Source organism: Nostoc sp., from assembly GCF_036916975.1.
Classification (GTDB): domain Bacteria; phylum Cyanobacteriota; class Cyanobacteriia; order Cyanobacteriales; family Nostocaceae; genus Nostoc.
Genome location: NZ_JBALFF010000063.1, coordinates 1 through 21,768 on the forward strand (window position 1 = coordinate 1; position 21,768 = coordinate 21,768).

Annotated in this window: 23 protein-coding genes, 1 pseudogene and 1 riboswitch; of the genes and pseudogenes, 9 read left to right on the forward strand and 15 right to left on the reverse strand. The window is 43.8% G+C overall.

The genetic code is table 11. The features are described 5' to 3' along the window. Window positions 1-464: 464 nt before the first annotated feature. Window positions 465-1,151, forward strand: a complete 687-nt coding sequence (locus V7K73_RS15205) for a PHP domain-containing protein (protein ID WP_334881300.1) — start codon at window positions 465-467, stop codon at window positions 1,149-1,151. A gap of 77 nt (window positions 1,152-1,228) precedes the next feature. On the opposite strand, the pseudogene V7K73_RS15210 reads toward V7K73_RS15205, so the two are convergent. The 6 genes and pseudogenes from V7K73_RS15210 to V7K73_RS15235 all read right to left on the reverse strand — a co-directional run. After that, window positions 1,229-1,516 (reverse strand): annotated as a pseudogene (locus V7K73_RS15210) (arsenical resistance protein ArsH); the annotation flags it as partial. Between the two features lie 204 nt (window positions 1,517-1,720). Continuing rightward, window positions 1,721-2,134, reverse strand: a complete 414-nt coding sequence (arsC, locus tag V7K73_RS15215) for an arsenate reductase, glutathione/glutaredoxin type (protein ID WP_334881302.1) — start codon at window positions 2,132-2,134, stop codon at window positions 1,721-1,723. A 31-nt stretch (window positions 2,135-2,165) separates the two neighbouring features. Beyond that, a complete protein-coding gene (arsB, locus tag V7K73_RS15220) occupies window positions 2,166-3,218 on the reverse strand; it encodes an ACR3 family arsenite efflux transporter (RefSeq protein WP_334881304.1) in 1,053 nt (350 codons plus the stop codon). Window positions 3,219-3,414: 196 nt separating this feature from the next. Then, a complete protein-coding gene (locus tag V7K73_RS15225; protein ID WP_334881306.1) occupies window positions 3,415-3,741 on the reverse strand; it encodes an ArsR/SmtB family transcription factor in 327 nt (108 codons plus the stop codon). Window positions 3,742-3,910: 169 nt separating this feature from the next. Then, window positions 3,911-4,171 carry a helix-turn-helix transcriptional regulator gene (locus tag V7K73_RS15230; protein ID WP_334881308.1) on the reverse strand — a complete coding sequence of 87 codons (261 nt, stop codon included), beginning with the start codon at window positions 4,169-4,171 and terminating at the stop codon, window positions 3,911-3,913. Between the two features lie 6 nt (window positions 4,172-4,177). After that, window positions 4,178-4,918, reverse strand: a complete 741-nt coding sequence (locus V7K73_RS15235; protein WP_334881310.1) for an AraC family transcriptional regulator — start codon at window positions 4,916-4,918, stop codon at window positions 4,178-4,180. Between the two features lie 185 nt (window positions 4,919-5,103). Here V7K73_RS15235 and V7K73_RS15240 point away from each other — a divergent pair, with 185 nt between their 5' ends. Both V7K73_RS15240 and V7K73_RS15245 read left to right on the forward strand, forming a co-directional pair. After that, on the forward strand, window positions 5,104-5,499 hold the full coding sequence (locus tag V7K73_RS15240; RefSeq protein ID WP_334881312.1) for a (R)-mandelonitrile lyase: 396 nt from the start codon (window positions 5,104-5,106) through the stop codon (window positions 5,497-5,499). A 50-nt stretch (window positions 5,500-5,549) separates the two neighbouring features. Continuing rightward, window positions 5,550-6,557: an aldo/keto reductase gene (locus V7K73_RS15245; protein WP_334881314.1), complete on the forward strand. Its 1,008-nt coding sequence runs from the start codon at window positions 5,550-5,552 to the stop codon at window positions 6,555-6,557. Window positions 6,558-6,596: 39 nt separating this feature from the next. Here V7K73_RS15245 and V7K73_RS15250 read toward each other — a convergent pair whose 3' ends face one another. The 5 genes from V7K73_RS15250 to V7K73_RS15270 form a co-directional block, all read right to left on the reverse strand. Then, window positions 6,597-7,301: a precorrin-2 C(20)-methyltransferase gene (locus V7K73_RS15250; protein WP_334881316.1), complete on the reverse strand. Its 705-nt coding sequence runs from the start codon at window positions 7,299-7,301 to the stop codon at window positions 6,597-6,599. A gap of 2 nt (window positions 7,302-7,303) precedes the next feature. Beyond that, window positions 7,304-7,930, reverse strand: a complete 627-nt coding sequence (locus V7K73_RS15255) for a precorrin-8X methylmutase (protein ID WP_334881318.1) — start codon at window positions 7,928-7,930, stop codon at window positions 7,304-7,306. 185 nt (window positions 7,931-8,115) lie between these two features. Further along, window positions 8,116-9,681, reverse strand: a complete 1,566-nt coding sequence (gene cobG / locus V7K73_RS15260) for a precorrin-3B synthase (RefSeq protein ID WP_334881320.1) — start codon at window positions 9,679-9,681, stop codon at window positions 8,116-8,118. A 1-nt stretch (window position 9,682) separates the two neighbouring features. Further along, window positions 9,683-9,775, reverse strand: a riboswitch (adenosylcobalamin-variant (AdoCbl-variant) riboswitch). Window positions 9,776-10,096: 321 nt separating this feature from the next. Next, window positions 10,097-10,513, reverse strand: a complete 417-nt coding sequence (locus V7K73_RS15265; RefSeq protein ID WP_334881322.1) for a hypothetical protein — start codon at window positions 10,511-10,513, stop codon at window positions 10,097-10,099. After that, on the reverse strand, window positions 10,510-11,364 hold the full coding sequence (locus tag V7K73_RS15270) for an FAD-binding domain-containing protein (protein WP_334881343.1): 855 nt from the start codon (window positions 11,362-11,364) through the stop codon (window positions 10,510-10,512). The genes V7K73_RS15265 and V7K73_RS15270 overlap by 4 nt, the downstream gene beginning before the upstream one ends. A 98-nt stretch (window positions 11,365-11,462) precedes the next feature. Between V7K73_RS15270 and bcp the strand changes: the two genes are divergently transcribed. From bcp to V7K73_RS15295, 5 genes are all read left to right on the forward strand, one after another. Then, a complete protein-coding gene (gene bcp / locus V7K73_RS15275) occupies window positions 11,463-11,942 on the forward strand; it encodes a thioredoxin-dependent thiol peroxidase (RefSeq protein WP_334881345.1) in 480 nt (159 codons plus the stop codon). A 63-nt stretch (window positions 11,943-12,005) separates the two neighbouring features. Continuing rightward, a complete protein-coding gene (locus tag V7K73_RS15280) occupies window positions 12,006-12,194 on the forward strand; it encodes a hypothetical protein (RefSeq protein WP_334881324.1) in 189 nt (62 codons plus the stop codon). A gap of 35 nt (window positions 12,195-12,229) precedes the next feature. After that, entirely contained in the window at window positions 12,230-12,886 is a 657-nt protein-coding gene (locus V7K73_RS15285; protein ID WP_334881326.1) for a type I restriction endonuclease, read from the forward strand. Window positions 12,887-12,961: 75 nt separating this feature from the next. After that, window positions 12,962-13,588, forward strand: coding sequence for a type I restriction endonuclease (locus V7K73_RS15290; protein ID WP_334881328.1), 627 nt, complete (start codon window positions 12,962-12,964; stop codon window positions 13,586-13,588). Window positions 13,589-13,595: 7 nt separating this feature from the next. Further along, on the forward strand, window positions 13,596-14,804 hold the full coding sequence (locus V7K73_RS15295) for a cysteine desulfurase family protein (protein WP_334881330.1): 1,209 nt from the start codon (window positions 13,596-13,598) through the stop codon (window positions 14,802-14,804). Here the strand turns inward: V7K73_RS15295 and V7K73_RS15300 are convergent. Further along, window positions 14,752-15,708 (reverse strand): aldo/keto reductase, encoded by a 957-nt coding sequence (locus V7K73_RS15300; protein WP_334881332.1) that lies wholly within the window; start codon window positions 15,706-15,708, stop codon window positions 14,752-14,754. The two genes, V7K73_RS15295 and V7K73_RS15300, sit on opposite strands and share 53 nt — an antisense overlap. 464 nt (window positions 15,709-16,172) lie before the next feature. Between V7K73_RS15300 and V7K73_RS15305 the strand changes: the two genes are divergently transcribed. Further along, the gene (locus tag V7K73_RS15305; protein ID WP_334881335.1) at window positions 16,173-16,394 is read left to right on the forward strand and encodes a hypothetical protein; all 222 of its coding nucleotides are present in this window, start codon (window positions 16,173-16,175) and stop codon (window positions 16,392-16,394) included. A 76-nt stretch (window positions 16,395-16,470) separates the two neighbouring features. Here the strand turns inward: V7K73_RS15305 and V7K73_RS15310 are convergent, their stop codons facing one another. The 3 genes from V7K73_RS15310 to lepA all read right to left on the reverse strand — a co-directional run bounded on the left by V7K73_RS15310 (window position 16,471) and on the right by lepA (window position 21,433). After that, a complete protein-coding gene (locus V7K73_RS15310; protein WP_334881337.1) occupies window positions 16,471-17,523 on the reverse strand; it encodes a cyanophycinase in 1,053 nt (350 codons plus the stop codon). A 499-nt stretch (window positions 17,524-18,022) separates the two neighbouring features. Continuing rightward, the gene (locus V7K73_RS15315) at window positions 18,023-19,210 is read right to left on the reverse strand and encodes a glycosyltransferase family 4 protein (RefSeq protein WP_334881339.1); all 1,188 of its coding nucleotides are present in this window, start codon (window positions 19,208-19,210) and stop codon (window positions 18,023-18,025) included. Between the two features lie 411 nt (window positions 19,211-19,621). Next, window positions 19,622-21,433, reverse strand: coding sequence for a translation elongation factor 4 (gene lepA, locus V7K73_RS15320; protein ID WP_334881341.1), 1,812 nt, complete (start codon window positions 21,431-21,433; stop codon window positions 19,622-19,624). Window positions 21,434-21,768: the final 335 nt, after the last annotated feature.

Consider the following 21,768-nt stretch of genomic DNA (forward strand, 5'->3'; position numbering starts at 1 on the left):
CGTCCGGCTGTTCCTATGTTTATCGCGTAGTTGTTTAGGCGCACGGCGCGGTGTAACCGCGCCATTGCTTGTGACAGTTGCGTAAGTCCTGTACTAGTTATCTACAATAGTGTAATTACTGAGGATAGTCATATTTTATTACACGTAATATATAATTAAATCGCAGGCTGATCAAATAAAATTACCTCTTAAGTCTTTAAAGGTAAGTCATTTAGCACAAAGACTATAAGCGTATTTATGTAAAGTTATATGCAATATTTTTGACTACTTATTTTTAAAGTAATCCAAATTACCCATGACTACTGAGGTTAAGATTTGCTAACGTAGTCTTAACATATTGAAAAATTTGCTGAGAAAGCTGAGAAAGTAGCAGCCAACACTAATTATTTAGTGCTGAGTCTTTCTCATCTCTAGATGTACCGTTTTAGTGTGTTAAAAAGATATATTTTTGTTCAGAGGGGGTTATGGTTGTAAATTCGGCCCGAACTACTGCTTCCACAGAACTTTTGAAGCAAGTATTCCAAAATATTGATGCACAAAGTTGTCCAAGGTTATTCAACTTTCACATGCACACTGTCTACTCGGATGGTAAGTTGCAGCCGAGTGTATTGATGGAGCAGGCGATCGCTATTGGATTAAAAGGGTTAGCGATCACCGATCATCATGGTATTGTGGGCTATCAAGCATCAGTTGCTTGGTTAGAAGATTGGAAGTGGAATAATCCTGGTGCAAGGACTCCTTACCTGTGGAGTGGTGTAGAAATTAATGCCAATCTTTTGGATATAGAAGTTCACATTTTGGCTTACGCTTTTACACCAGAACACCCTAGTATGAAGCCTTATCTCCAAAGAAGGCCGACTACAGGGCAAGAATATCAAGCAAGTAACGTGATTGCTGCTATTCATGAAGCTGGGGGCTTGGCAGTTCTGGCACATCCGGCTCGTTACAAGCGATCGCATTTTGACTTAATTCCGGCTGCGTCCGAAAAGGGCATTGATGGCGTGGAAACTTTCTACGCCTACAATAACCCTAACCCGTGGAAACCTAGCGTCTTGGAATCAGAACAAGTACAAAAGTTGGCTGATGAATATTTTCTTTTCAATACCTGTGGTACTGATACCCACGGTTTAAGCCTGCTACAACGCTTGTAAAGATGAATCAATTTTTTTGAAATCTCCTGGTTCAATCTGCCAGGAGGTTATTCTATTTGTCTTGCGCTAAAGCGCAACTACAAACCAGTGATGATTATTTGCGCCGACTTACTTGTATTAGAATTAAGTTCAAGAGCTTGAGATATCATGATTGTCTCTTTAGTAGCTTTTTCTTTACGTTCACTGTAGCGGTCTGTGAGATAATCAAGTTTGTCACGCAATAGCAAGGTAAATTTGTAAAGTTCTTCCATGACATCGACAATGCGATCGCGGTAGGGCGAATCTTTCATAGTGCCGTCTTCGTTAAACTCCTCGTATGCTTTAGCCACTGAAGATTGATTCGGGATAGTGAACATCCGCATCCATGTCGTCATGGTAATTGCTTAGGGATTTTTAAGAAATAAAGTATCTAATAAAATGAACCACAGAGGCGCAGAGGACACGGAGAGATGAATAGACATCTCCAGAAATTAAATATGCGTTACCCAGAATCCTTGTAGAGACGTAGCACTGCTACGTCACAACAATTGTTTTTCACTCCTATGTCTTTTGATTTAACGTTGCAATCTTTATCGAACAGGTGTAAATTCTTTATTCACAGACTCAATTAATTGAGTCACCCGTTGTTTAATCTCATCGCGGACTCTAGGAAAAATTTCCGGTTGTTCTGCTGGATCATCTAATTGCCAGTCTTCAAATACTTCTCGCACAACCCACTCTGGCGGCAAGTTCACGCCACAGCCACACAGAGAAATTACTACATCAAAATCTTCGGCTTTGAAGTCACTCAGGGGTTTGGAGTGTTGATCGGTAATATCGATACCAATTTCTTTCATGGTTGCGATCGCTTCTGGTCTGACAAGACTTGCTTCTAAGCCTGAGCTAATCACTTCAATTTTTCCCTTACCAAGGGTTTTAGCAAAGCCTTCTGCCATTTGAGAACGGGCAGAATTCTTTTTGCAGACAAACATCACACGTTTCATAGTTCAACTCCTCCAAATAATTTGACTAAATTTAAAATGTTCTCGATTCAGATGGCGAAAAGTAACGTTTTTCAAACCAGAAAGCAACATTAACCAGACCAATCAATACAGGCACTTCTACCAGAGGCCCGACGACGGCAGCAAAAGCAACACCCGAATTAATGCCAAATACTGCGATCGCAAGTTCAAAATTATTTCCGGCGGCTGTAAAGGCTACACTTGCGGCTCTAGAATAGTCTGTCTTAATCCGCCAAGCCATGTAAAAGCTAACCAAAAACATGATGACGAAGTAGACGATCATCGGAATTGCAATCTTTACCACATCTAAGGGTATCTGAACGATCAAATTCCCTTTTAAGCTGAACATAACCACGATTGTAAATAACAGAGCAATCAGTGTAATCGGGCTGATTTTAGGCACAAATTCTTCGTGATACCACTGCTTACTTTTCACTTTTACTAAGAAGAAACGAGTGAAAAATCCAGCTAAAAAGGGAATACCGAGATAGATAAACACACTTTTGGCAATCTCGGCAATGCTGACATTAACAATACTGCCTTGTAACCCAAACAGTGGCGGCAGTACAGTAATAAAGAACCATGCATAAGGACTATAAAAGATAACTTGAAAGATACTATTGAAGGCAACTAATCCAGCCGTGTATTCTGTATTTCCTCGTGCTAAGTCACTCCACACAACTACCATTGCAATACAACGGGCTAATCCAATCAGAATCAATCCCGTCATGTATTCTGGATAATCATGTAAGAAGACAGTCGCCAGTGCAAACATCAAAATTGGCCCAATAATCCAATTTTGAAGTAGTGACACACCAAGAATTTTTCCGTTGCGAAATACATCCCCTAATTCTTCATACCGCACCTTGGCTAAGGGCGGGTACATCATCAGAATTAACCCAATGGCGATCGGTATATTCGTTGTTCCTATTTGGAACTGGTTGATAAAGGCTTCTACTCCCGGAAAGAAATAGCCTAGACCTACACCAATCGCCATTGCTAAAAAAATCCACAAGGTGAGGAAGTGGTCAATAAAGGAGAGGCGTTTTAAAGTCTTTTTGTTCATTACAATTAACCCCATACATGAATGCAGGGTCTTCGAGCAGGAATTTCAGATTATTCAATCCAACATCCAAAATTGAAAATCTAAAATTCGGTGAGTTCTATAAAGAGTATATCTCCATCATTTCAAAAAAAATTGATTTGTCAATCCGTAGATAACTAGAAGTAAACAAAACATTACAAAAAAAGTTGGTGAATTTTTAAGTCTCGCAGGGGGGACGAATAGGCAATATTGGGCTAAAGCGGCGGAATTCTGCTAGATACTGTTCTAGGGCAACAAATTGCGGCAGATTGAGGCTGTAGTAAATCCAGCGCCCTTCTTGACGAGCGCGAACTAAACCAGCTTCTTTAAGGGTTTTGAGGTGAAAAGACAGTTTAGACTGAGTGGTTCCCAGATGGTCGCACAGGTCACACACGCATAGTTCTTGAGAACGCAGAAGTTCTAATACTTTAATCCGTAGGGGGTCAGACAGGGCATGAAAGCCAGCAGCGATCGGATCAGGAGTGAAGGTGCTATTAGAAGCCATCAACTTTTTTTGAAGTATTCCTTTATGGTAAAGTCTAAATTATGGGTTAACAATACCTCTGCCAATTTACGAGGCATGGTTTGAGTTGTCGTTGTGAGAGAGAATAACTCTACTACAGAGGGACCTATCTCTTCATCATCTTCTTTTGGCTAACGTATTGTTGAGGAAATCATATTGAACTAGCAGTCTCCCTAGCAGCTTCTCGCAGCCGCTCCACATCGCGCATTGGTGGGGCACCAAAGAGCCGCTTATACTCTCGGTTGAAGTGCGACGCATCCTCGTACCCCACTCGATAGGCAGCACTGGTAGCATCAAGGTTTTCGCCCAGCATCACACGGCGAGCCTCCTGGAGCCGCAGTTGCTTCTGGAACTGCAAGGGACTCATTGCAGTTCCAGACTTGAAGTGATGGTGAAAGCCCGAAACACTCATTCCCATCTATCGGGCGATGTTTTCAATCTTGATCGGCTCTTTAAAGTCTTTACGAAGTCGCTCGACGGCTCTGGCGATGTGGTAGGTATAGCCACCCAGAACTGCAATATGACGGAGGCGATTACCTTGCTCTCCCCTCAAAAGTCGGTAAATGATTTCCCGCTTAATCAGCGGTGCGAGAACATGAGCTTCAGCAGGGGAATCTAAAAGCCTGACGAGCCGCACCACAGCGTCCAACAGATTTGCATCCAACGGACTTACGTCAATCGCTTTCACATTAGCACGGCTGCGCGATGAGGGATACCCTGCCTCGACCATGACTGAGCCAACGAGGGTGGGGTCGAGATCGAGGCGAAGGCTAAGGTAAGGTTGCTCCTTAGACGCTTCCAGAATTTGGCTGACAATCGGCAGTTCAACCGTAGCAAGCAGATAATGCATCGGGTCGTACTGATAGCGATCGCTACCCAGAAAAACTTCTTTGCTGCCCTGAGCGATCGCACAAAAGGCAGGGATAGAGACACTATGAAGGCATTCCGAAGGCGAGGAGGAGCGGTTGAAGTGCAATCCTTTGTGTGGCTCAATCGTCCCATCATGATGAATAGCCTGTGTAATCCGCTCTTTGAGTTCGTCTCTGTTGGCTTGCGCTCTGTCTGCCTCGCGCTTTGGCTGTGGGTCGTTCATTAAATCCATATCGGACTTTTCACTCGTTTTGGCAGCGTTAATTTCTAAGTTTGCAGGATTGTACAACAATCTTAGACGATCGTTTTATTGCTTATCCTCGAAAATGCCTAAGATGAAGCTAAAGCAAGGAAAAATGATTTCGGCTTCTTATAAACATTCTGGATTTTTATTTAAGATAAAACTCAGTTTTGATTGGGCAAGAGACTTACCTGCTAGCCTTGCGAACGGCATCAAGTGAAGGAATTAAGCAAATGGACATCAAAAGAAGTGGCTCACAGCCTTCCGCCAAAGGACTGGCTGAGTATTTTACCGGCACTGTCCGCATTGACCCCCTGTTCGAGGCGCACGAGCCAGCACGCACGTCTGGCGCTAGTGTCACGTTTGAACCGGGCGCTCGGACAGCATGGCATACCCACCCGTTAGGACAGACCCTAATCGTGACGGCTGGCTGTGGTTTTGTACAACGCTGGGGCGGCGCGATCGAGCAAATTCGACCGGGGGATGTGGTCTGGATCTCGCCGGGTGAGAAGCATTGGCACGGTGCTACAGCAACTACGTCCATGACGCACATCGCAATTCAGGAATGGCTCGACGGCAAGCCCGTGGACTGGATGGAGCATGTCAGCGACGAACAATACCAGACCTGATCGTAGAGCAAGACAGTTCGACCTTTAATTCAAAAACAGGAGTTCAAAAAATGCAAAAGCGCAAACTTGGAAACAGTAACTTAGAAGTCTCGGCGATCGGGCTGGGCTGCATGGGAATGAGCTTTTCCTATGGCCCCCCCAAAGACACGCAAGAAATGATCGCTCTTCTGGGGGCTGCGGTCGATCGCGGCATTACATTCTTTGACACTGCCGAGGTCTATGGCCCGTTCTTGAACGAAGAGCTTGTGGGCGAAGCCCTTGCTCCCTTTCGTGGGCAAGTGGTCATTGCCACCAAATTCGGGTTTGATATTAATCCTAATTCCGATCCGCGTGGGATGAAGGGTTCACCGGGACTAAACAGCCGACCGGAGCATATCAAGCAGGTCGTCGAGGGTTCGCTCAAGCGACTCAAGGTCGAGACAATCGACCTACTTTATCAGCACCGAGTTGACCCGAACGTGCCGATCGAAGATGTGGCAGGAGCAGTGAAGGAACTGATTCAGTCAGGTAAGGTGAAGCACTTTGGACTCTCGGAAGCAGGAGTGCAAACGATTCGTCGCGCGCACGCGGTTGTGCCGGTCACTGCTCTCCAGAGCGAATACTCGCTGTGGACGAGGACTCCTGAAAAGGAAGTGATACCGACTCTTGAGGAACTCGGAATCGGTTTTGTCCCGTACAGCCCTCTGGGTAAGGGCTTTCTCACTGGCAAGATGGACGAAAACGCGACCTTTGATAGCTCCGACTTCCGCAGCACCCTGCCTCGCTTCACACCCCAAGCTCTCAAGGCGAATCAAGCCCTGATTAATCTGCTCAGTAGCATCGCAGAACAGAAGCAGGCGACACCTGCTCAGATTGCGATCGCCTGGCTGCTGGCTCAGAAACCGTGGATTGTTCCGATTCCGGGTACTACGAAGCTGCATCGCTTGGACGAAAACATCGGGGCAGTCTCAGTTGATCTCACGCCCGCCGATCTGCGTGACATCGATGACGCCGCCTCCAAGATCACGGTGCAAGGGGATCGCTATCCCGAAAAGCTAGAGCAAATGACTGGTCGTTGAGCGGCCAAAAAATGTCATTACACTGATTTTGTCACAGGTTTATAGACGATTCTTAGTTGGAATCACAATCATCGAGAAATAGGGTACTTCGGCTGGATCAACTTCATCCAGGGGTATGATGCGTTGCTGTAATGTTGATGCCCGTTCAATATATCTTGCCCGTGATGCTAGCCCTAATTTATGCAGAATATCTCGTACTTTGGTAAAGTGACGACCTAGCTTCATAATTGCGGCTGCATCAGTCATCAGCAGATGTGTAGTCAGTTCTTCTGCTGGCAATGGCGCGGGTAAGACTGTGAGGATATCGGTGTAGTAAGTGAAAGGTACACCTAAGGCTACCGGACAAGCCATCAGCGACGAAACTCCAGGGACAACTTCTGTTTCGTATTGGTCACATAACCGCGTGAACAGGTACATGAATGAACCATAGAAAAATGGATCGCCCTCGCATAAGACTACGACATCTCGACCGGCTGCTAAATGGTCGGCGATTGGTTCAATTTCCTTGTCATAAATAGACTTGGCCTTTTCTGGTTCCAAAGCGCGGGGGAGGTGAAATAACACCTCGATTTGATTGCCAGGTAGATACTGGGCCACGATCGCTCTTGCAATACTTTCTTTATCTGTGGCTGATTGATAGGCTACCACGGGAGCCGCACGCAATAACCGCAGTGCTTTTAAAGTCAATAATTCGGGATCGCCAGGTCCGACACCAATTCCATAAAGACGACCTTTGGTTTTCATATTTATTCTTCCTCCGTTGCCAGGGCGTTAACTGCTGCGGCTGCGATCGCACTTCCACCGCGCCGACCATGTAAGGTCAAAAATGGTACATTTCTGCTATCTGCTGCCAGTGCGGCTTTCGATTCGGCTGCACCGACAAACCCAACTGGAAAGCCTAAGATAATAGCAGGTTTCGGCACTCCTTCATCGAGCAGTTCTAATAGCCTAAATAGTGCTGTGGGCGCATTGCCAATTGCAATCACCGATCCTTCCAGGTGCGATCGCCATAATTCTAAAGCTGCCGCTGACCTTGTAGTATTTAGACGCTGGGCAATTTCTGGCACTTCCGGCTCATTGAGGGTACAGATAACTTGATTATTTGCAGACAACCGCCGCCTGGTAACGCCATCAGCAACCATCCGGCAATCGCACAGAATTGGCGCTCCTGCTGCTAGTGCTGCCCTTGCAGATTGTACTGCTGTTGGTGAATATCCCAAGTCAGTGATAATATCCGTCATTCCACAGGCATGAATGAGACGTACAGCAACTTTTGCTACATCTGGTGGCAGCAAATCTAGGTTCGCTTCTGACCGGATGATTGCAAAAGAATTGCGGTAAATTTCGTTGGCATCTCGGATGTAGTCGGGCATTCGATTTGGGATTTTAGATTTTGGACTTCGGCTTCTCTGAGTCGAACGATTTTAGATTAATTTGTTAATTAACCGCAGAGGCGCAGAGAACACAGAGGAAGAGAAACAGATTTCTAAGTATTTATTAAATTGAGGATTTACGCAAAATACCTCTCAAACTCTTATTTCTCTGTGTTCTCTGTGCCTCAGTGGTTCGTCGATTTTTCCTTACCTGTGTGTATTGCATATCGATTAGCAAATTCCCCAAAGGACTCATTAGAATTTAGCCGTTGAATTTTATATACATATAGCATCCGCTCTATTAATGCAGGTAGTTCGGCAAAAGTTACATTTTGATATAGTTCACATCCGAATTTCTGGTTGCTGTCACCAACATAAACGTGATAGCCTTCCACAGTTCCATTGTCAGCCTCAATGCTGACACCAAGCAGAGTAATATCACTCTTGCTATGCTGGGCGCAAGATTTTTCGCAGCCGGTGAAGTGGATATTAACTGGGCAATCTAGAGTAACGCGAGTTTCAAGATACTCTGCTAATGCCAACGCATGATCTTTTGTATCCGTGGCAGAAGCGGCGCAACCCTTTTTTCCAGAACAGGCAACTAATGCACTCTTGATGTTGGTTGCTGAGGAATCTAATCCTAAGAAAGCAATTTCACTTTGGACATCAGCAACCCATTGCTGAGGAATATCTGTTAATAGCAGATTTTGCCAGGGGGTTAACCGAAGAGTTCCACTGCCGTATTTTGTTGCTAAATCTGCTAAACCCCGCATCTGATTACTCTCCAATCGCCCAAGGGGCAAGACGACTCCAATGTAAAATAAGTCCTGCTGACGTTGGGGATGGATGCCAATATGCTGATACTTAGCATTTGACCTTTTCCCCAACCCCTCTCCTACAAGCAAAGAGGAGAATTTCTCCCCCTTCCCTAATAGGGAAGGGGGTTGGGGGGTTAGGTCACTGTCCAAAAGAGAAAAAGGTAGACGCTGTTCAACTTGTTGGAGATAATTTTCACAACCTAAAGTATTTAATAACTCTAAGAGACGTAGCCGACGCTTACTTGTAGTATTACTATGAGTTAGATAGATATCCGCCAAAGCTGCCAACACCGGCAAACATTTCTCTGGTGATAACAAAATTCCCATATCGCTGGGCGGTTGACCCTTTGCGCCGACACTGAGATGGAGGCGGAAGTAAACATTACCCTCAACTAAGACAGCAGCAAATAGGATATCATTCAAGCGATCGCACACCCGAATTATCCCACCACCATCAAAGCAAACGCTAAATTTTGCCGACAGTCCCGAAAGCGCCGGATGTGCAGCAATATAATCATCCCAACTCTGGACAAAAGGACGGGTATCGATTAATTCTAGCAAGTCGATACCAGCAGTCGGGCTGGTCATAATATTACGGATGTGGTCTACAACAGGATTGCGAGAACCTAGTCTCATATCCTGTAGGTGTTTTAGAACCTCAGCATTTATCCCTGTGCGAATTTCACGGACTTGTATATTAGCTCGATTAGTCACATCTACATAGCCGCCACCGTGCTGGGCTGCTATATCTGCGATCGCACGGCACTGCTGACTACTAATAATTCCACCTGGTATTCTAATTCGAGATAATATACCATCGGCAGCGGACGTAGCATAAAACAAGCCAGGACAAGTGGCAAATCCAGAAAGCAAACTTGTAACTCCTTCCCCGTGCAACGCAGGGAGTAGACGGTAAGTGTGTCTTGAGGACATCTTGAGAGTTGGCATTCTGACTTGGGTCTTCCCATTACAGCTGCGGCACAGTCCCGGAATTTCACCGGAGTTTCCCAACTCCAAGCTTTAGTAATTTAGCACGAGAAGACAGTCAGAAACTTTAATGCTTCATATTTTGAATCAACTTATCCACGCCCAAAGATGTCAGTTCAACAACTCACTCATGTAGTAACCGCCTAATTAGCTTAATAAAAAAACTTCTAATACCATTTATTTGTGAGGCTGCGCCAAACCCTCTTAACTTCTTCTTTCTTTCTTTGTGTTCTTTGCGGACTTTGCGGTTCGTTTTTCTTTCTTGTACTTAAATATGGTTTAGCGCATCTTCATACAGAATTGGTATAAGAAGGTTTTACTATGCAAAACCGTCTCTTTGCGAGTCTGAGAGGGACAGACTTCAACGAAAAACATAATTTTGAGCCACTTTCCAATAGCGGGAGAACCGTTTCAGGTCAATATAGCCATCATACTCAAAAAATGGTTCTACTTCTAACACTTCTACTGCTATAGAACCCTCGATTTGATTGCAGATATCATAAAATCGGGGACTAGGACTGTTAGCTGTGACTATTAAATTTGCATCATGTTCTTGAGCAAAAGCTAAAATTTCTTGTGCCATATCGCCACGACGGATAACAACGGGTAACTCTAGCAAGCATTCGTAAATAAAAGCGATGCGTTTGAGACTCAGTTGCCATTCCTCTATCAAAGCCTCGTCCCAAACCCAGATAGCTGGCGCATCGGGGTATTTTTGTAGTCCGGGGTTGTATGGACTGAGGCAGTCTCCATGTATCCAAACAATTGATTTATTCATCTTTTACCTTTCTTTAAACGTTGCCAACTTTGGCTATTGGCTTGTTTGCTAAATTCCCCTTTAGGAAAAAGTCGCTGTTCTAATTCTTCATAGCTGCCTTCAAAATCACAATGACCGTAAAGCGGACATTTTTGGCAATAAATGCCTTTGGTGTAGCGTTCTAAGTTCTCACGATTGAAAAAATACGGTTTCTGACTAAAGGTGCTGGCAACCCATTGCCATGACATATTATTACTCGCAGGATCTCCATCTAAAAGGTGTTCGAGAAACCATTTGGCTCCTGCTTGCCAACGAATCCGCCGCCAATGGATAATGTAAGCTGCTAGCCACATTCGCGCGTGGTTATGTAGATAGCCAGTTTCTTTCAAGTCACGGCTAAAACTGTCTATGCAAACCCTCCCTGTGGTTCCTTGTCTGATATCTTGCGGCAATTCGGGTAAATATTCATCCACAGTGTAACCAGTTTTGTACTCTTCCTGGTCTTTCCAGATTCCATCTCCTAACTTGACATATAACCGTTGCCAGTAGTCGCGCCAACCTAACTCGTTAATTAATTTCGTAGCATCATTTTCGTGCTGTACCCGTTCCAGGACATAATCTCGAATTTCTCGCAAACTCAAAACGCCATAACGAATATAAGGCGAAAGTCGCGTGACTGCACCTGTGAAAAAATTACGTGTTTGCGCGTAGCTTACTGGGTCAATTATTTCTAGGGCTTTTTGTGCTGCTTTGCGTCCCCCTACGGTTTCGCTGATGTGGCGATCGCGTTCTGCTACACTTGGAAATTGTTCGCGCAGGTAGGCTACCAACTCATCGCGGTTGCTAAATTCGCGTTGCATATCTTTAGGCATTGTAAGCAAATATAAATGGTGGGTAGGCATAGCCCGCCGCAGGCATAGCTCAATATATGTACAATTCTAAAGCGATTTCAATCTCTCACACCCCCATTATGAGCAATATTCCCCAAGTCGGACAACCAGCACCAGATTTTTCTACTCCTGACCAAAATGGTAATTCAGTCACTCTCGACGACCTCAGCAGTCAGTGGATTATCCTCTACTTATACCCCAAAGATGATACACCCGGTTGTACCACCGAAGCAAAAGATTTCACCGAGTTGTATCAAGACTTCAGCGCATTGGGAGCGAAAATCTTAGGTGTGAGTCCAGATTTGGGTAAGTCCCATTGTAAATTTATCAGCAAACATAACTTATCAATCACCCTCTTGAGTGACCCAGAACATATATTGACAGAAGCTTACGGCGCTTGGCGCTTAAAAAAATTTATGGGAAAAGAATATATGGGTGTTGCTCGGTCAACCTTTCTCATTTCACCTGATAAAATTATTGCCTATACTTGGCCGAATGTGAAAAGCAAAGGTCATGCTCAAGCAGTTTTAACTAAGTTACGGGAATTAACAGCCACATAACGCGATTGGATGCAGGTATAGTTACAAGAATCCTATGTCAATCATATAGTAATAAAACAGGATGTGAGCAGCTTATTTGAGCAAGCGATCGCTGATGCACTCAACTCACTCAATCCTCAAAAAGTTCTGGAAGGCAAAGTAGCTAATGCTATCATCCAAGCAGGGTTTGATTTAGTTAGTTTCAATAAAACAGTGGGTCTAAATGGCGAAGTCGGTAAAATCGATGTGGAAACTGCCAGCGCGATGATTTAAGTAAGGAAATAAATTTCTCGCCATTTGAAATAAATATGATTCAAGTCATCCAAGCCCAAAATGTCACTCTTGCCTACTTAAAAGAAAAATTTGCTCTATATAAATCTGAAGATGAGCAATTTTTTACAGAGTGGTTTGACTACATACCTAAAATTTCCGAATTAGAAAAGCAATCCTTAGACAGAGTTAAAAATAACTATCTCAATGTGCTTGAAAATGCTCCTCTTTTAGAAGAAGCAGTAAAATTAGTAGTATTATCTCCGTTGCTAGATTTAGCTGGTTTCTATCGTCATCCTTTTTACATCACTACAGAACAAAGTGTAGAAATTAGCGAAGAAGTTATCATTCATAATGAAGTAAACACAGAAGAGACTAAAGAAATTATCAAAGGCAAGATTGATGTCCTAGTTCTCCAAGATCAGCTATGGTTATTGATAATTGAATCTAAGAGGTCTAGTTTTTCCTTGGCAAAGGCGATTCCTCAAGCGCTGACTTATATGCTGGCAAATCCTCACCCTGAAAATCCTGCATATTCCTTGGTAATGAATGGAGAAGATTTCCAATTTATGAAGTTGAGAAAACAAGATAAACTAATGTATGCTTTATCTGATAAATTCACTTTATATAGACGCGAAAATGAATTATATAAAATTTTGAATATATTAAAAAACATAGGTCAAGTTTTAAATTAATTATCTTTGCTATTCTTATCTAGGTTAATACTGAAACACTGTCATAATAGTTACATTGCATCTTTTAAATGAATTATGGTTCAATTTATCCAAGCACAAAATGTCGGGCTTGCCTATTTGGAAGAAAGATTTAGTTTACAGCTAGCCGAAGATGAGGCATTCTTCACAGAATGGTTTGAAAATTTACCGGAAATTACAGATTTAGAAAAGCAAGAGTTAGACAGAGTAAAACTTCATTTTCTCCGTTTAGTCAAGTATCCTCCTTTGTCAGAAGAAACAGTGAAATTAGTAGTTTTATCTCCTTTACTCAATTTAGCTGGATTTTATGATGAGCCTTTTTATATTAGAGGTGAGCAATCAATAGAAATTTCTGCGGAGGATGAAGAAGAAGTTATTAGAGGTAGAATTGATATTTTAGTTATTCAAGAAAAATTATGGTTGTTAGTAATTGAATCTAAAAGGTCTAGCTTTTCTCTTTTAGAAGCCATACCCCAAGCGCTTGTTTATATGTTAGCTAATCCTAGTCAAGACGAACCTACTTTTGGATTAGTAACAAATGGTAGTGATTTTATTTTCCTGAAACTTACCAAAAACAATCAGCCAAAATATGCTATATCTGACCAATTTACACTTTTGAAAAGAAAAAATGAACTGTATCAAGTTCTAAGTGTATTAAAAAATTTGAGTCAAAGTTTGAGTTAATAATATTATGTCTATTCGTCCTATATACCTTGATTGCCACGCTACTACAGCCGTAGATGAACGGGTATTAGCAGCAATGCTCCCCTACTTTACAGAAAAATTTGGCAACCCATCTAGTATTGGTCATGTTTACGGTTGGGAAGCAGAAGCTGCTGTTAAACAAACACGAGAGATTTTAGCAGCAGCAATTAACGCCACTCCCGAAGAAATTGTTTTTACGAGTGGTGCAACAGAAGCTAATAATTTAGCTATTAAAGGTGTTGCTGAAGCTTATTTTAAAAAAGGTCAGCATATTATTACTGTTGCCACTGAACATAGTGCAGTTATTGACCCTTGTAACTATTTAAAAAGTCTCGGTTTTGAAATTACTATTCTCCCAGTTAAAAAAGATGGATTGATTGATTTAACTGAGTTAAAAAAAGCTTTCCGTCCTGAGACGATTTTGGTGTCGGTAATGGCTGCAAATAATGAAATTGGTGTGTTGCAGCCATTGGTAGAAATTGGGGAAATATGCCATGAAGCCAACATCATTTTTCACACCGATGCAGCCCAAGCTATTGGTAAAATTCCCCTAGATGTGCAAGCGATGAAAATTGGCTTGATGTCGCTAACTGCACACAAAGTATATGGGCCAAAGGGAATTGGGGCGCTGTACGTCCGCAGGCGCGACCCTAGAATGCAACTAGCTTCCCAGCAGCACGGCGGCGGACATGAACGGGGGATGCGGTCTGGGACATTGTATACACCGCAAATAGTCGGCTTTGGGAAAGCTGTAGAAATCGCTTTGAGAGAACAAGCAACAGAAAACCAACGCCTCACTCAGTTAAGGCAAAGCTTGTGGTCACAGCTTTCTGAACTTGAAGGAATTCATCTCAACGGACACCCTGAAGACCGATTAGCGGGAAACTTGAATATCAGCGTTGAGGGGGTGGATGGAGCCGCACTTTTGCTAGGATTGCAGCCAGTAATGGCGATTTCTTCTGGTTCTGCTTGCTCATCGGCAAGTATAGCACCCTCCCATGTTCTGACAGCGCTGGGATACCCACAAGAGCTTGCTTATGCCTCAGTGCGGTTTGGGATTGGCCGGTTTAATAACCAAGAGGAAATTGATATTGTGGCGAAACATGCGATCGCTACCATTGAAAGTTTACGCAAGACCTCCTTTATGGATTCTCGCGCAAGAAAGCGCCAATCTGATCTAGCTCCTGCTGATTGAGGCGAAATTCTCCAGCAGCGATGATTCCTTCCACCTGCTTGGGATTGCGTGCGCCAACGATCGCAGCCGTCACCGCTAGATTCTTTAAAGTCCAAGCGATCGCCACTTCACCGGGGGAGCGATCGTATTGTTTACCAATATGCTCTAACACTTCCACCAACTTCAGGTTACGAGATAAACGTGGCTCCTGAAATTCATCACTATTCCTGCGCCAATCATTATCTGGTAAATTGGCAACCCGCTCAGGTGTCATCTTTCCTGTAAGCAAGCCAGATTGCATAGGTGAATAAACAATCACACCTATATTATTTTCCTGACAAAAAGGCAGAATTTCGTTTTCGACATCGCGCTTAACCAGTGAATAAGGCGGTTGCAACGAGGTAACTGGGGCAATTTCCTGGATACGTTTCAACTGTTCTACATTAAAGTTTGAAACCCCTATATAGCGAACCTTACCCTCATCCTTGAGCTTGGCGAGAGTCGTCCAGCCTTCCTCAATTTCTGACTCTGGGTTAGGCCAGTGGATCTGGTAGAGATCAATGGTTTCAATGTCAAGTCGGCGCAAACTAGCTTCAACTTCCCGCCGCACAGAATCCGCCTTCAGGCTGCGACCAATTTCGCCCTTTTCATCCCAAATCATTGAACATTTAGTGAAAATGTAAGGGCGATTAGATCGACCCTTGAGCGCCTTAGCAACCACTTCTTCCGAATGTCCCAGACCATAGATAGCTGCGGTGTCAATCCAATTAACGCCGAGATCGAGAGCGCGATTGATCGCTTCAATAGATTCTTGGTCATCCTGCGCTCCCCAACCAAAAGCCCAACCACCGCCACCGATCGCCCAGGCTCCAAAGCCGATTGGGGTAATGTGAAGCTCCGAATTACCAAGCTGTTTGGTTTGCATATCTACTTTCTCCAAGAATTTTTGAGTCAATTGCTAGTTTAGATTGCAAATATTTTCTCAACCGCTATCTAAGGTGTGAATGACTACTAATGCAAACACAACAGCCAATCATTACTTATGTAGGATTACGAAATCTTAAAGGTTGTGTTGATACACACTAGTTATAGCGTTTCTCGTTTACAAAAATCTTTAGTCTACTTCAGTAGACTTTAGCTATCAGCCTTGAACTTTAGTTCGAGGCGGGCGAGTCAAGCTAACAGGGCAACATGAGCGCCCTAGTTGTGCAAATTAAATGCGCGACAGCTTACCGCATCTGAATGGAAGCCGAAGTATAGATTAATGTTGATATTAAAACATTCCGACACACTTACAATACAAATTTATTTGGAGTGTTTGCAGTTACAAACGTTGAACCTCAGAAGGTGAACGTTGAACCTCAGAAGGTGAACGTTGAACCTCAGAAGGTGAACGTTGAACCTCAGAAGGTCAACATTGAACCTCAAAAGCTCAACGTTGAACCTCAAAAGGTGAACGTTGAACCTCAGAAGGTCAACATTGAGCCTCAGAAGGTCAACATTGAACCTCAGAAGGTGAACGTCGAGCCTCAGAAGGTGAACGTCGAGCCTCAGAAGGTGAACATCGAGCCTCAGAAGGTCAACATTCAAATTTTAATAGACATCTGGTAAAAAAGAATGTAGAGACGTAGCATTCCTACATCTCTACAAGGGTTCTAGATAACGCATATTTAATTTCTGGAGATGTCTAATAGGGATTTGAATCAATCCGTCCCCTTTTGACACTCCTGAGATAGTACCCAGAGGTTGGTCTGTTTCTCAAATTAAAGGTATCGCCACTGCGAACTTTCCAAATTTTGTAATTGGAAAAAGTCAAAGGCGTTCGGGGTTCGCATACTTCCGGCAGATGATTGCCAAGTACAAAGTACGCATCACCCCTACCCATAACTTTTACCAAACCGTTTTTATCCACAAGAACCGATGTACTTTCACTAACCGCTATGCCTAAAACACTGCTAGCTACACCGTCCTTAATTTGACGGGCAATGAAAGCCATAATTCGACCCATTCTTTGCCGCCTGTCAAAGTGCGTATCTACGATGGTTGCCTTCAAATTACTCCAATTGAAAAAGTTGTAAGTAAAAGTAATGTCCCGGTAGGGATCTTCCAGTGCATCCCTAGTTTCAATGCCTTTTTCAGAAGAAGCGCAAGCATCATACACACAATCACTTTGGATCATCGCACCCGCACTAGTGCCACCAATACCACCTCCCTTCAGGTAAACTGACTTAACGGCAGCTTCAACCTTGGTATCTTTCCAGTTGCGGATGTATTGACATTGGTCGCCGCCAGCAAAGAAAATTACATCAGCATTTTTGATTTTTTCATAGTTATCAACTTTGTTTGCTTCTTCTCTATTGCGAATCAAAAGAGTTTCCACAAAGTTTACGCCCTTCATGGCATAAATTAGCCGATTGTAATCGTGATTACCATTCGTGCGGAGAACTACAACATTAACTTTATTACCGGAATTACTACCTCCCCGAACTTGGTTGATCATCCACTGGATTGCATCATCGACATCGGGGCCACCCCCACCTAAGCTAAGGACTGGGCCTGCTAAGGCGGGACGGACATCGAAGGAGGGAGAGGGGGAGGGGCGGACATCATCAACAGTGTCACCCAAGAAGTAGCGTTTCCAGCTTGCAATAAAACGGGTTATTAGGAAGGTTCCCATCTTTAACAACTTGATTCCTGTACTTTTCAAGCGCCTTGCTATGCTTGGGAATGCCTTTGTCATACTAAGCTTCTGGAGCAAACTGCAATTATATGCTAGGCTGTTACGCACTTTAATTGCTTATTTTTCCGGTAAATTCGCCTTTTGTCATTAGACATTTATCAGTTGCGTTTTGTGAATAACCAATGACAAATGACAGTTTTAACGAAAAAATCTGCAACTTAAACGCGTACTAGCTTAACTCTGGCACTAGATAGGGTAGAATTTCCAGCGTACAGGGTTTGTACTGTTTGTTAACTCAAAATAACGCAAAGTAATCATTTATTCTCTGCCTTACTCTGCGAAAATCTCCATATTGCTTGTGTTCTTTATAGCGCTTCTTTAAAAAATAAAATTTTAGATCCCCCACTTTTTCAAGAAGTCGGGGATCTATGCTTAAGTAGGTAGGCAAGATAAAACCAAACTATGTAACGAAAAGTAAAATCTCTGTATTTGGCTCGTAGTTGCGCTTTAGCGCTAAAGCGCAACTACGAGCGAGTGATGATTATTTGCGCCCACTTACTTACCAGGCAATTTGCGATCGCTCTTGTACAACTCGCTGATATACTTCTTCTGTTTGCTTGGCTAATTTCGGCCAGCTAAAGCGTCGCTTTAAATCCTCATAAGCGTTATCCACCAGCCATTGCCGATATCCTGGATTTTTCAAAACCTCCAAAATTCCCCAAGCTAAAGAATCGGGATTGTTCACCCAAGTTACAATGCCTGTTTTGGTATGTTGCACTACTTCTGGAAAACCACCAGTATCAGAAACTACTACCGGAACACGAGAAGCAAAGCTTTCTAAAGCCACAATCCCAAAAGGTTCGTAAAGACTAGGAAACACTGCACAGTCTGCGACAGTTTGGAATCTATCTAAGTATCTATCAGAGAGAAAACCTGTAAAATAGCAATGATGCCAAATTCCCAAATCCCAGGCTTGGCGCTTGAGATGGTCAGTATTGCCGCCACCAACGATGACAAATTTAACGTTACCTGCCATTTGCGAAAGAATCTTAGGTGCAGCATTGAGCAATACAGGTACACCCTTTTCGTAGGTCATGCGACCAAGGTAGTAAACGATTTTCTCATCGTCTGTGGCAAATTGGCGGCGAAAATTTACAGCATGAAAATCTACGTGATGCTGTTTCTTTTCGGCTCGGATACCGTTATAAATGACATCGATTTTATCCCAAGGACTGTGTAACGCCCGTTCTACTTCTTGGCGCATATAGTCGCTACAAACAATAATCCGCCAAGCATTGTAAGCCAGCAAGGTTTCTTTGCCATTTATATAACCTTGAATATCTGTGCGAATACCGTTGTAACGCCCGTATTCTGTAGCGTGAATTGTAGCAATTAGTGGTATTTTAAAATTATGCTTGAGAGCGATCGCAGCATCTCCGACCAACCAATCATGGGCATGAATTAAATCAAAAGGCCCTTCCTCTAAAATCAACTTACCACCATGATCTCCCATACTTAGGTTGAGATTGACTACCCAGTGGAAAAAGTCGTTACTATGGGCAACTGGCACTCGATGCACCTTTACTCCCTCAACCACCTCATACATCGACGCCTGACCAAACTCTGCTGTAATCAGGTGGATTTCATGCCCTAGCTTTACCAGTTCTGGGTACAACTCCGCTACATGCCGCGCAATTCCCCCAACAATCCTTGGCGGAAACTCCCAACTCAGTACCAGTATCTTCATCTGCTAGATTCCCCGACAACTTTACAAATATCCAAAAAATTACATTTACCTAAAAATACAAGGGTGGCAAATGCAGTGAGTATGTTTACTAAAATTTTGAGATTTTTTAACAGTTATTTTGTAAAAGCTTATCAAAGGTTATCAACTGTAGGCTAGTGATAAGAAACAAGGTATAATTCTAATTCGTAATTCAGACTATTGGACACCCTCCCCTACAAGACAAGGGGTTGGGGTTGGTTGTTTGATATTTTTCAGATTGATATGTCGGCGCAAGTAGCCAAATTGTCTCTGAGGAGAATGGCAACTAAGTTAAGATACAGCCCTTGCGCCTGGTTCCCAGCTTTCAGGCTGGGAAATAGGTTAGATAAGTTTTGAGGCTTTTTTTATTGCCATTCGTCTCTGAGGATTAAATTAGTTTTGATCCAAGCGCAATACTGCCATAAAGGCTTCTTGCGGTACATCCACAGTACCCACAGATTTCATCCGCTTTTTACCTTTTGCTTGCTTCTGTAAAAGTTTCTTCTTCCGGCTGATGTCGCCACCGTAGCACTTGGCTAGTACATCTTTCCGCAAAGCGGGAATGTGTTCGCTGGCAATAACTTTACTGCCAATAGATGCCTGAATTGGCACTTTGAATTGATGGCGAGGAATTAGTTCCTTGAGTTTTTCCGCCATTGCCCGCCCGACGTTGTAAGCTTTATCTCGATGGACAATCATCGCCAAGGAATCCACAGGATCGCCGTTAATCATGATATCTAGCTTCACCAGGGGATTCTCACGGTAGCCGATGATGTGATATTCCATACTAGCGTAACCGCGCGATCGCGACTTCATTTGATCGAAAAAGTCAGTCACCACCTCCGCTAAGGGTAGCTCATACGTAAGTGTGGTTCGTCCTTGGGTGAGATATTTCATATCTTTGAAGATGCCACGGCGGTTTTGTGACAACTCCATCAAGCTGCCAACATAAGTTTCCGGCGTAATCATCTCTACTTGGACGTAGGGTTCTTCAATTCTTTCGCGATCATTGGGAGAAGGTAAGCGGCTAGGATTATCAATGTACAGTTCCTCACCTTTGAGGGTAATCACCTTATAAACCACCGAGGGGGCTGTAATGATTAAATCTAAGTTATACTCTCGCTCTAGACGTTCCTGAACAATTTCCATGTGCAGTAAACCCAAAAACCCGCAACGGAAACCAAACCCCATCGCGCTCGAAGTTTCTGGTTCGTAATGTAGCGCTGCGTCGTTGAGTTCGAGCTTTTCTAAAGCTTCCCGCAAATCTTCAAATTGGTCAGCATCAATGGGGAACATCCCGCAAAAAACCATCGGGTTCGCTTCTGCGTAACCTGGTAAGGGTTCTTCTGCTTTCGCCTTACTGAGGGTAATTGTGTCACCTACCCGTGCATCAGCTACGGCTCTAATTCCCGCTCCCAAATAGCCTACTTCCCCAGCGTGCAGTTCATCAACTTGCTTTTGAGTCGGAGAAAGAACGCCTAACTCATCAATTTCAAATTCTTTACCCGATGCCATTAAATGGATGCGATCGCCTTTTTTCACTGTGCCATCCATCACCCGGAAATACACAATTACTCCCCGGTAGCTATCGTAATAACTATCAAATATTAACGCCCGTAAGCGTTCATTTATCGTATTCGGCGGTGGTGGTATCCGCTCCACAACTGCTTCTAAAATCTGATCAATACCAATTCCTTCTTTAGCAGAGGCAAGAATCGCACCACTGCAATCTAGACCGATAATTTCTTCAATTTCGCCAATTACCCGTTCTGGTTCAGCCCCAGGCAAATCGATTTTATTCAAAACCGGGATAATTTCCAGGTTACTCTCTAACGCTAAATATACATTTGCCAAAGTTTGCGCCTCCACACCTTGGGACGCATCTACTACCAATAGCGCTCCTTCACAAGCAACAAGAGAGCGAGATACTTCATAAGAGAAATCCACATGTCCCGGAGTATCAATAAGATTCAGCACATACTGCTGACCATCCTTCGCTGTGTAATTCATCCGGGCAGCTTGCAGCTTAATTGTAATGCCGCGCTCCCGTTCCAAATCCATGTTGTCAAGAAACTGTTCCTTCATCTGTCGGTCTTCAACAGTGCCAGTAGCTTGCAACAAGCGATCGGCGAGGGTTGATTTCCCGTGGTCGATGTGAGCAATAATACAAAAATTGCGAATGCGAACTGCGGGAACGTCAGTCATATACTATCTTTGCCTTAGCAGCAACCAAAGTTAAAAGAGCAATTTACTTAATGTATTTTAATGCTTTCTTAGCCAAGACGCTGCTTTTAATGGGGAGTTGGGAGGTAGGAGGTAGGAGTTGGGAGTTAGGAGTTAGGAGTTAGGAGTTAGGAGTTAGGAGTTGGGAGTTGGGAGTTGGGAGTTGGGAGTTAGGAGTTAGGAGTTAGGAGTTAGGAGTTGGGAGTTATTATTCTCCCTGCCCCCTGCCCCCTGCCCCCTGCCCCCTGCCCCCTGCCCCCTGCCCCCTGCCCCCTGCCCCCTGCCCCCTGCCCCCTGCCCCCTGCCCCCTGCCCCCT

Coding starts and splice junctions, on each gene's coding strand:
- V7K73_RS15255 (WP_334881318.1), bottom strand. CDS start 7,930: ATGCCCGACTACATCCGAGATGCCAACGAAATTTACCGCAATTCTTTT.
- V7K73_RS15230 (WP_334881308.1), bottom strand. CDS start 4,171: ATGAGTGTTTCGGGCTTTCACCATCACTTCAAGTCTGGAACTGCAATG.
- lepA (WP_334881341.1), bottom strand. CDS start 21,433: ATGACTGACGTTCCCGCAGTTCGCATTCGCAATTTTTGTATTATTGCT.
- V7K73_RS15285 (WP_334881326.1), top strand. CDS start 12,230: ATGATTCAAGTCATCCAAGCCCAAAATGTCACTCTTGCCTACTTAAAA.
- cobG (WP_334881320.1), bottom strand. CDS start 9,681: ATGTCCTCAAGACACACTTACCGTCTACTCCCTGCGTTGCACGGGGAA.
- V7K73_RS15240 (WP_334881312.1), top strand. CDS start 5,104: ATGGACATCAAAAGAAGTGGCTCACAGCCTTCCGCCAAAGGACTGGCT.
- bcp (WP_334881345.1), top strand. CDS start 11,463: ATGAGCAATATTCCCCAAGTCGGACAACCAGCACCAGATTTTTCTACT.
- V7K73_RS15270 (WP_334881343.1), bottom strand. CDS start 11,364: ATGCCTAAAGATATGCAACGCGAATTTAGCAACCGCGATGAGTTGGTA.
- V7K73_RS15300 (WP_334881332.1), bottom strand. CDS start 15,708: ATGCAAACCAAACAGCTTGGTAATTCGGAGCTTCACATTACCCCAATC.
- V7K73_RS15250 (WP_334881316.1), bottom strand. CDS start 7,301: ATGAAAACCAAAGGTCGTCTTTATGGAATTGGTGTCGGACCTGGCGAT.
- arsB (WP_334881304.1), bottom strand. CDS start 3,218: ATGAACAAAAAGACTTTAAAACGCCTCTCCTTTATTGACCACTTCCTC.
- V7K73_RS15265 (WP_334881322.1), bottom strand. CDS start 10,513: ATGAATAAATCAATTGTTTGGATACATGGAGACTGCCTCAGTCCATAC.
- V7K73_RS15310 (WP_334881337.1), bottom strand. CDS start 17,523: ATGACAAAGGCATTCCCAAGCATAGCAAGGCGCTTGAAAAGTACAGGA.
- V7K73_RS15295 (WP_334881330.1), top strand. CDS start 13,596: ATGTCTATTCGTCCTATATACCTTGATTGCCACGCTACTACAGCCGTA.
- V7K73_RS15245 (WP_334881314.1), top strand. CDS start 5,550: ATGCAAAAGCGCAAACTTGGAAACAGTAACTTAGAAGTCTCGGCGATC.
- arsC (WP_334881302.1), bottom strand. CDS start 2,134: ATGAAACGTGTGATGTTTGTCTGCAAAAAGAATTCTGCCCGTTCTCAA.
- V7K73_RS15315 (WP_334881339.1), bottom strand. CDS start 19,210: ATGAAGATACTGGTACTGAGTTGGGAGTTTCCGCCAAGGATTGTTGGG.
- V7K73_RS15225 (WP_334881306.1), bottom strand. CDS start 3,741: ATGGCTTCTAATAGCACCTTCACTCCTGATCCGATCGCTGCTGGCTTT.
- V7K73_RS15290 (WP_334881328.1), top strand. CDS start 12,962: ATGGTTCAATTTATCCAAGCACAAAATGTCGGGCTTGCCTATTTGGAA.
- V7K73_RS15205 (WP_334881300.1), top strand. CDS start 465: ATGGTTGTAAATTCGGCCCGAACTACTGCTTCCACAGAACTTTTGAAG.